Source organism: Microcoleus pseudofavosus SVA1_A4 (genome assembly GCF_036700565.1).
GTDB lineage: Bacteria > Cyanobacteriota > Cyanobacteriia > Cyanobacteriales > Microcoleaceae > Microcoleus.
Genome location: NZ_JAUBPE010000138.1, coordinates 1 through 8119, shown reverse-complemented (window position 1 = coordinate 8119; position 8119 = coordinate 1). Strand labels below are relative to the sequence as shown.

Here is an 8119-nt window from a genome sequence, read left to right as displayed (position 1 = left end):
CCTCTTGAGTTTTTGAGTAACAGCTTGCCGGATATTTAAAGGCAGCTACTTTTAGATGCGCTCGTTTTTTAGTCTAAGCTCCAGTAAGAGAGCTGCATCTAAGTTTGCTTCTGATTCCTCTAATGAAGGTTCTGTATTCGACGACGACTCATCACTCAATTTATTAGAATCATCTAAGCAGCTATCTTTGATACTTGAATCCGCCTTTTGTTGAGCGCAAATTTCACTGTTTTGTTCAGTAATATCTTCAGTGTTTTGTTCAGTGGGTTCCTCAAATTTTTGTTCAGCGGGTTCTTCAAATTTTTGTTCAGTAATATCTTCAGTCTTTTGTTCAGTAGATTCCTCAATTTTTTGTTCAGTAGATTGCTCGGATTTAGCGTGAGTAAATTGCTCAACTTTTAATTTAGTAGGTTGCTCGGATTTTGGGTGAGTAGGTTGTTCAGATTTTGGCTTGGTAGATTGTTCAGATTTTGGCTTGGTAGATTGTTTAGCACATTCTTTTATACTCTGTATATCAGTCGTAGGGACTGGAGCATCTCCTGAACTGGAAGTTGTATCTTCTGCCCTCTGAGAAGTTGCCGCAACAGACCTTTGCCTCAGTATCTCAAACTGAGATTTGAAGTAAGAAAATAGTCCGTAAACATCAGCTATGCGGCAACCTAAACCATCAGGATCGAGCGTTTTTGGCACTGTTATGCCTGCGTGCCAAGACAGCGAATAATGAGAAAACTGATTTCGCAGTTCTGGCTTCATATATTCAGAAGTACCCCCGCAAAATACAATTTCATCTAAATCTGGCGGCAGCACTTCATTAATCCAATGAGATAGCATTCGAGCGTAGTCGAAGCGAGACAGCTTGACTGCTTCAATCAATTGGTCAACTTCTCGATCTTTAGCTGTTTCCTCTCGATTCCGAGCAAGTCGGTAAAAGTAAGGGCGGTTGTAGCTTACGCCCGCTTGAGCGATTGATAAAGCCAAACGGGAAGCATCGTAGTTAGAGGTTCGCTCTTGAACTAGATCCACCAACCTTACCATTCCTAAGTCTGAAGTTTTGCCCTTACCGACAGCACCGCGTGCCGAAACTATTACCGAAGCATTGCGAAATCCTACCATAACAAAGGCAGTTACCCGCTGCTTGAAGGCTGAACCTAAATTACTGTTGTGGATCAAAGCAATGCCGCCGCCTTCTTGCAAAGCTTGGGTTTTGTCCAGGGTGACGGATAGCTTGCCGGTGGGTGTTTCAAATGAAGCAGAGTATTGACTTAATAGCTCAAAAAATTGCTTGGAGTCATTAAATTCGCCTGGGGGCAAGAAAACGGAGATCGCAGCGCTGAATTGATTGCCTAAATCTAACTTCCGCGACACTACCCACAAAGCTGCTAGAGCTTTGTACAAAGCGCTACTGTACTTCAGTCCCGCTAAACCGATGTGAGCATTGAATTGCGATGCTGCCAAGTAGCCAACGGCTCGGCATTCATTACCAATTGCCACCCAAGCAATATTTTCGGGAGATGCTGATGGGAGGTTGGGTTGTGTGAAACAATTGGCTATGTCTTGGCTCACTGGCCCCACCTGCGATTCCATTACAAAGGAGTTTGCTTTACTGCCTGCTTGCGAGCTTTGGCAGAAAACTCTAGTAGATAAGCCGCCAAAATCTATAGCCAGAATCGCATCTGGTATTGAGGATTTTTTCTTCATAAACGCTGGCTTTTATTACGTTATAAAATAATAGTATTGGCTTCAGTTTAAGTCTGACCTCACCAAATCCGGTGGTTTTGGATAATTAAAATAGCCCCCTCCAAATGGCGGGGACAGGCTGCCTTTCAAAGAAAAAATCTCGGTTTTTGCCGGTTGCTTTGCCCTCCCTACAAAGAGCAACTCTGCTAAGGTTGCGCTAATATGAAAGGCTAAAGATGGATTTTGATAACTATCCTGTCTTCGTTTAACTCAAGTTGAGCCTGGATTTCTGGATCTTCAAAGAAATAAATTGGGTACGGTAATCTTCGGGCAGCTTGATTTGATGTTTCCGCTCTAAACTTTGCAACTCGGCTTCCGCAAGCGTTTGCCTCAGTCTGTATTGGTGAGAATCTGCGCGTGTTCCGTGCAGATTTTTATCTTCTTGCTGCAAGGGTTGAAGCAGTTCTGCTAATTCTTTAATATTCTTTGATATTTTAAATTGCAGATTCCAGAGAGCAATCCATCATATCCCAGTCAATGCCATCATCGGGGAACAGCGATAATTGCCCGGGTGATACGTTGGATTGCCCGCGGTTGTGATAAGAAAGTGCGAATCGTTGGCTAGAAACTAAAGCCTGAAAGGGTTTGGAGGATTAGCCGCCAGGTAGAGAACCTTGACAACTGAATGACCATGTAGGTGAGAAATAGTATCCTAGAACCCTCAAATCCTACCCCGCAGGTGCAGCGGTGAAAGCGTCACCCCTACGGTAGCGAATAGTCATCAATCCGTAAAGCGGGGTGAAAAGGTGTGATTACTGACAGCCTAAGTTCAATGGCACTGAAAAAGTGAGCCAAAAAAAATCTGTAAGGCAAGATATACATAGATAATTGCCTTACAAACCAAAATATCTCTCTCCCGGCAATGCCAAATCGTGCGTGCATTCTCAAACAACAATTTTTGCCCTGGTTGCCTCACCTTGGGAGAAGCTGCTGCCAGAAGAGTTAGTCCATTCGCTTCTAGCGAATGAGAAAATCACCTACTACCAAAGCATCTACACACCGATAGTCACCTTGTGGGCGATGGTATCCCAGGTACTCGATCCCGACAAAAGTTTGAGTCAAGCCGTGAAGCGGATGAGTACGTGGCTCAGTGCGGCCGGAGTCAAGCCTCCTTCCTCTGACACCGGGGCATACAGTAAAGCTCGTAAACGACTACCAGAAAAACTCGTTCAACAGTTAGTACCCATAGTCGCAGAAGCTCTAGAAGTGCAAGTTCCTCGCTTAACAACAATGGTGTGGACGACGAGTGCGGGTACTAGATGGAACAACAGTGTTGATGAGTGATACTGCTGCTAATCAAGCCGAGTATCCGCAACACAGCAATCAAAAACCAGGGTGTGGATTTCCCATAGCTAAAATGGTGGTACTCTTTTCATTGCTGACGCTTGGCTGTGGTATCTGCTGGCATAGCATCCTTGGCAAGCAGTGAGATTGTGATGAGCCGTTTGATTTATGCAAATCTAGTCCCAGAGGATGTGATATTGGCAGATCAAGCTTATGGTAATTATGTCGATTTAGTCTTAGTAAAAGAGCGAGGCGCAGATGCTGTTTTTCGTAAAAATCATCTCCGTAAAACTGACTTTAGACGGGGAAAGAAGTTGGGAATTGGCGACCATACAGTCGTCTGGAATAAGCCCCGACAGTGTCCCAACCACATGACTATTGAGGAATTCGAGGCATTACCTTCGAGTTTCATCGTCCGAGAAGTATGCCTGCGAATCAAACGCCGCGGTTTCCGAGCTGAGCGTATCATTATAGTGACGACATTGGTGGATGCCAAACGGTACACTGTTGAAAAGTTGACTTTTTTATATGGACTTCGTTGGTCGGCAGCAGAAGTGAATTTACGCTATGTCAAAACCACGTTAAAAATGGAGATGTTAACAGCTAAAACTCCGGTGATGGTGAGAAAAGAAATCTGGACACATTTATTAGCTTACACTTTGTTGCGTACCATTATGTGGCAGGCTGTATCTTCGTCAAAAAATACAGTTTTTCAACTCTCATTCCAATCAACTTTCGCAGCAGTTTAATCTGTTATTGACGCTGTTGGCAACTACAGGAAAACGCCAACAGCGACAATGGCGTCAATTACTTTTGGAACAGGTGGCAACTAATTTACTCACGATTCGACCTGAGCGTTCTGAACCTAGAGTTTTGAAACGCAGGCCGAAACCGTATCCTCGAATGCAGGAACCTCGCTCTGTCTTGAAAGCTAAACGGAGGGCGTGATTAAGCCTTTTTCAGTGCCATTGGAGTATATATGTCTAATACACAGTCGAAAAAACTGATGGTGGAATGGCACAAAATTAACTGGCGCAAGCTAGAGCGTAATGTGTACAAGCTCCAGAAGAGAATTTATCAAGCCTCTGTTCGTGGTGATGTAAAAGCATTTCGCAGACTCCAAAAGATGCTGATGAAGTCTTGGTCAGCAAGAGCCTTATCGGTTCGTAGAATTACCCAGGACAACCAGGGGAAAAAGACGGCGGGTGTAGATGGCGTTAAGTCGCTAACTCCAAAGCAACGTTTAGACCTGACTCAAAAATTAAACCTGGGGTCAAAGGTCAGTCCAACTAGGAGGGTATGGATTCCTAAGCCTGGAACGGAAGAGAAGCGACCTTTGGGTATACCTACAATGAAAGACCGAGCCTTGCAAGCACTTGTCAAGCTGGCACTAGAGCCAGAATGGGAAGCGCGATTTGAACCAAACTCATACGGGTTCGTGCGGCTCGTTGGCGCAGCCAAGAGGGTTCCAACCCTTGAACGCGCCACACCTCGAAGAAGGCTATGCGCTTAAAGTGAGGTCAAAAGGGAAGGGCGAAAGTCCGAAACCGAGATAACTCAATTTTCGTGAGGGTGAGTCTTATCTGACAAGTCCCTCCCCTGAAGTGTCCAGAGGACTGCGTATCCCCCGACTATGGAGAGGGTAGCACCGCCAGAATCGAAGCGGGGATAAACGGTGATAAGCTGCAAGCCAAAAGCAGTGACACACCAAGCGTCCGACTACGAGTAACGAAAGTAAACTCCTTTATCCTTCGTTAAGCAGAACCAGCGAAATCAGGCTGCTACGCTGGGAGCGAAAAATGCTCAAGGCAATGGTAGATGGCAAAAGAATCCTTGACCATCGGCACTAACCAAAACCCGGAGGAGTTGGGAGGCTCTAAGGTCGGTATCAACGGAAGTTGGGAACGAGTTAACCAGTGGGATGGCTCTTGAGGATAAGTCGAATCCGCAAGTAGTAGCTAGCGTAAGCAGCCCATTGGAGGGATTGGGTCAAAAGCGAATGCCTCTTTGTAATCAAGGGGATATGCCGATAGACCCACTGCTACATGGTCTATACGTTCGGAGTAAGAAGTTAATGTCCTTTACGGAGATTACATCACAAGTGGAATGGAAAGATGTCAACTGGGCGAAAGCCGAATGGACAGTTTTCAAACTTCAAAAAAAGGATATATAGGGCTAGTCAGCGTGGAGACGTGAAGCTCGTTCGCAGACTTCAGAAGATGGTAGTCAATTCTCGGTATGCAAAGCTCATCGCTGTTAGGAAAGTAACCCAAGAAAACAAAGGCAAAAATACAGCCGGAGTCGATGGGGTAAAATCTCTCAATAAAAAGCAGCGAATGTCTCTGGTCAACGAACTAGAAATAGACGGAAAAGCCCGCCCCACTAGAAGGGTCTGGATACCTAAACCAGGAAGAAAAGAAAAACGTCCTCTAGGAATCCCCACCATAAGAGACAGAGCCCAACAAGCATTACTCAAATTAGTGCTAGAACCTGAATGGGAAGCTAAATTTGAAAGCGAATCATTCGGATTCAGACCGGGAAGGTCATGTCACGACGCAATAGAAGCAATAAGGATAGTTATAACGGCCAAACCGAAGTACGTCCTAGATGCCGATATAGCGAAATGCTTTGACCAAATAAACCACCAAAAACTACTGGCAAAGATTGACACTATCCCCAAATTCAGGCGACAAATCAAAGCCTGGTTAAAAGGAGGAGTGTTTGAGGAGGGTAGCTGTTTGGAAACTAACAGCGGAACTCCCCAAGGAGGTGTCATATCGCCACTTCTGGCAAACATCGCACTACATGGAATGCAAAATGCAATCACAGAAGTCTATCCCGCATATAGCAACGGGTGCATCAAAGGTGCAAGACGGAAGTTTGGGAGAGATGACGTATCTCAACCTAAACTAATTAGATATGCAGACGACTTTGTACTAATCTGTGATGAGCTAAGTGTAGTAGAAGAATGCCGGGAGCTAATCAAAGAGTGGTTAAAGGATATAGGGCTAGAGCTAAAACCCGAAAAGACCAAACTCGTACACACTCTGCGAAAACATGAAGGTAGAGAACCAGGGTTTGATTTCCTGGGGTTCACCATTAGACAATTTGCAGTGGGTATAAATCATAGTGGAAACACAAGTAGGGGAAAAGCTTTAGGCTATAAGACTATCATCAAACCTAGCGACAAAAGCATCCAAGAACATTACTTAGCAATAGCAGGACAGGTACAGGAGCTGAAAACAGCAAATCAATCAAAGCTGATAAAGGCTCTAAATCCCAAAGTCAGAGGCTGGTGTAATTACCAGTCGCCCTGGAATGCCGGAAAAGCCTATAGCAAGCTAGAATATTTAGTGTTCAGGGTGTTATGGCGCTGGGCAAAAAGGCGTCATTCCAACAAGTCAAATGGCTGGATAGCCAGAAGATATTGGAAGTCAAGGGGAGGAGACAACTGGTCGTTTTCACAAGAAGACGACACGCTAGTTAAGCTCCATAAATACGGCTCTTATAAAGCTGGAACGCGGTGGACAAGAGTCAAAGGAAACCGCTCGCCCTTTGATGGTGATGTCATATACTGGAGTTCAAGAATGGGGGATAACTTCCTAACTACAGAACCGCAAAAAGCAAGACTGCTGAAGCGACAGAAAGGAAAATGCCACCATTGTGGACAACACTTCAGACCAGGGGATTTAATAGAAAAACACCACCAAAAACCACAAAGTCAAGGTGGAAAAAACAGCGACGATAACCTGGTTTTATTACACCTACATTGCCATGACCAAGTTCACGGGTAACTAAGGTGGAAAGCGTAAACGCGAGATTGGTAGCCACAAGCAAAGGTGGATTCCATGTACTGAGGAGCCGTGTAAGGGGAAACTCTTACGCACGGTTTTGGAGCCGAGTCGGGGAGGCGACTCTCCGGCTTAGGTTAACAGACCCGGAGTGCGATTCGTTGGGTAGAAACTAACCCTGAAATGGGTAGAGGATTACCCGCAAGCTACACAAGAACCTTCTCCCAAAGGGAGAGGCTTCGCCAAGACAATTTGATAGTCATGTGGGTGAGGTAAGTATCCTAGAAAACTAAGTCCCACCCTCCAGGTGCAGGAGTGAAAGCACACAGAGCGCAGTCAAGAATTGCGTCCCCCAGGGTAGCGACTAGCCATCAATCCCTGAAGCGGGGGTGAAAGGTGTCAATACTGGAAGCCTAACCTGGTAAACACCGAGCAAGAGTTCACGAGTAGGAATACAAAGGTACATTTGAACCACGGGCTTACAAGTCTCCCCGGTGTGGGCGAAGTGATGTTCTTTCACCGAACCCTTTTTTGCTGTCAATCCGCCTCCGCAGTAAAGACAAGCGAGGTTAGTTTTTCCGCGCACAACCTCATCAATGCTCGTCAGTTCGCCACGCTTGAGCAACACCAAATTTTAGCCACATCGCCTGTCAATTCTCCTTTGAGCCGGTTTTCGTAGATGCACCTGCTCCACACGATCGAGAATTGTAACAAATCTAGGGGGTGAGAACTTCAGGCGAGGGTGAGTAAAGCGACCGTCATTCGATGCTCTTGATGTGTGACTGTCAATCTAAAATCTAAAATCTAAAATCTAAAATTGCGGGCGTCACCACTCGGGAATTTCTTCAGGCGAGGAGTCAGATAGGGGTTGTGACAACGGAAGCAGCCACATCCATGCCAAATACCAAACTTCTTAAAAAACTTAAACGAAGCTGCACCTGCAACGAAGCAGCCCGAAGATTCAGCGATTGGGCACATGTACTCGATTCATGAAACAGCCCAGATGCAAGGAAAGAGCGCTCGCCGAGTCGCCTCCACACAGTCTTCCTGGCTAGATTAGATGGACCGCTCTATCAGCTTGAACTCAATTTATTACTGCAGCTAGTAGAAATAGACAAGTAGAGAAATTACTACAAAAAGATTCGGTTCCCTCTACTAACACCACCAGAGTAAGAACGCTATAGTTGATAAACGTCGAAAAAAGGGCAGCTTGAAGCGATACCCCCCAAGGCGCTGAACCTAGAAAAAAGAATAGTTTGAAAGCTTAAAGCACTATTAACCTCGTCAAAAAAATCAAGATAGAGAGT

General features: G+C 45.4%; 2 protein-coding genes and 2 pseudogenes. 3 read left to right on the top strand and 1 reads right to left on the bottom strand.

Annotation, left to right across the window (positions count from 1 at the left end; all coding sequences use genetic code 11):
• Positions 1–51: 51 nt before the first annotated feature.
• Positions 52–1698 carry a hypothetical protein gene (locus QUA02_RS32345; protein WP_333033812.1) on the bottom strand — a complete coding sequence of 549 codons (1647 nt, stop codon included), beginning with the start codon at positions 1696–1698 and terminating at the stop codon, positions 52–54.
• A 901-nt stretch (positions 1699–2599) separates the two neighbouring features.
• On the opposite strand from QUA02_RS32345, the pseudogene QUA02_RS32340 reads away from it, so the two are divergent.
• The 3 genes and pseudogenes from QUA02_RS32340 to ltrA all read left to right on the top strand — a co-directional run bounded on the left by QUA02_RS32340 (position 2600) and on the right by ltrA (position 6815).
• Positions 2600–3969 (top strand): annotated as a pseudogene (locus tag QUA02_RS32340) (IS4 family transposase).
• Between the two features lie 31 nt (positions 3970–4000).
• A pseudogene (locus QUA02_RS32335) lies at positions 4001–4459 on the top strand (reverse transcriptase N-terminal domain-containing protein); the annotation flags it as partial.
• A gap of 676 nt (positions 4460–5135) precedes the next feature.
• Positions 5136–6815, top strand: a complete 1680-nt coding sequence (gene ltrA, locus QUA02_RS32330; RefSeq protein ID WP_333033811.1) for a group II intron reverse transcriptase/maturase — start codon at positions 5136–5138, stop codon at positions 6813–6815.
• The last annotated feature ends 1304 nt before the right edge of the window (positions 6816–8119 follow it).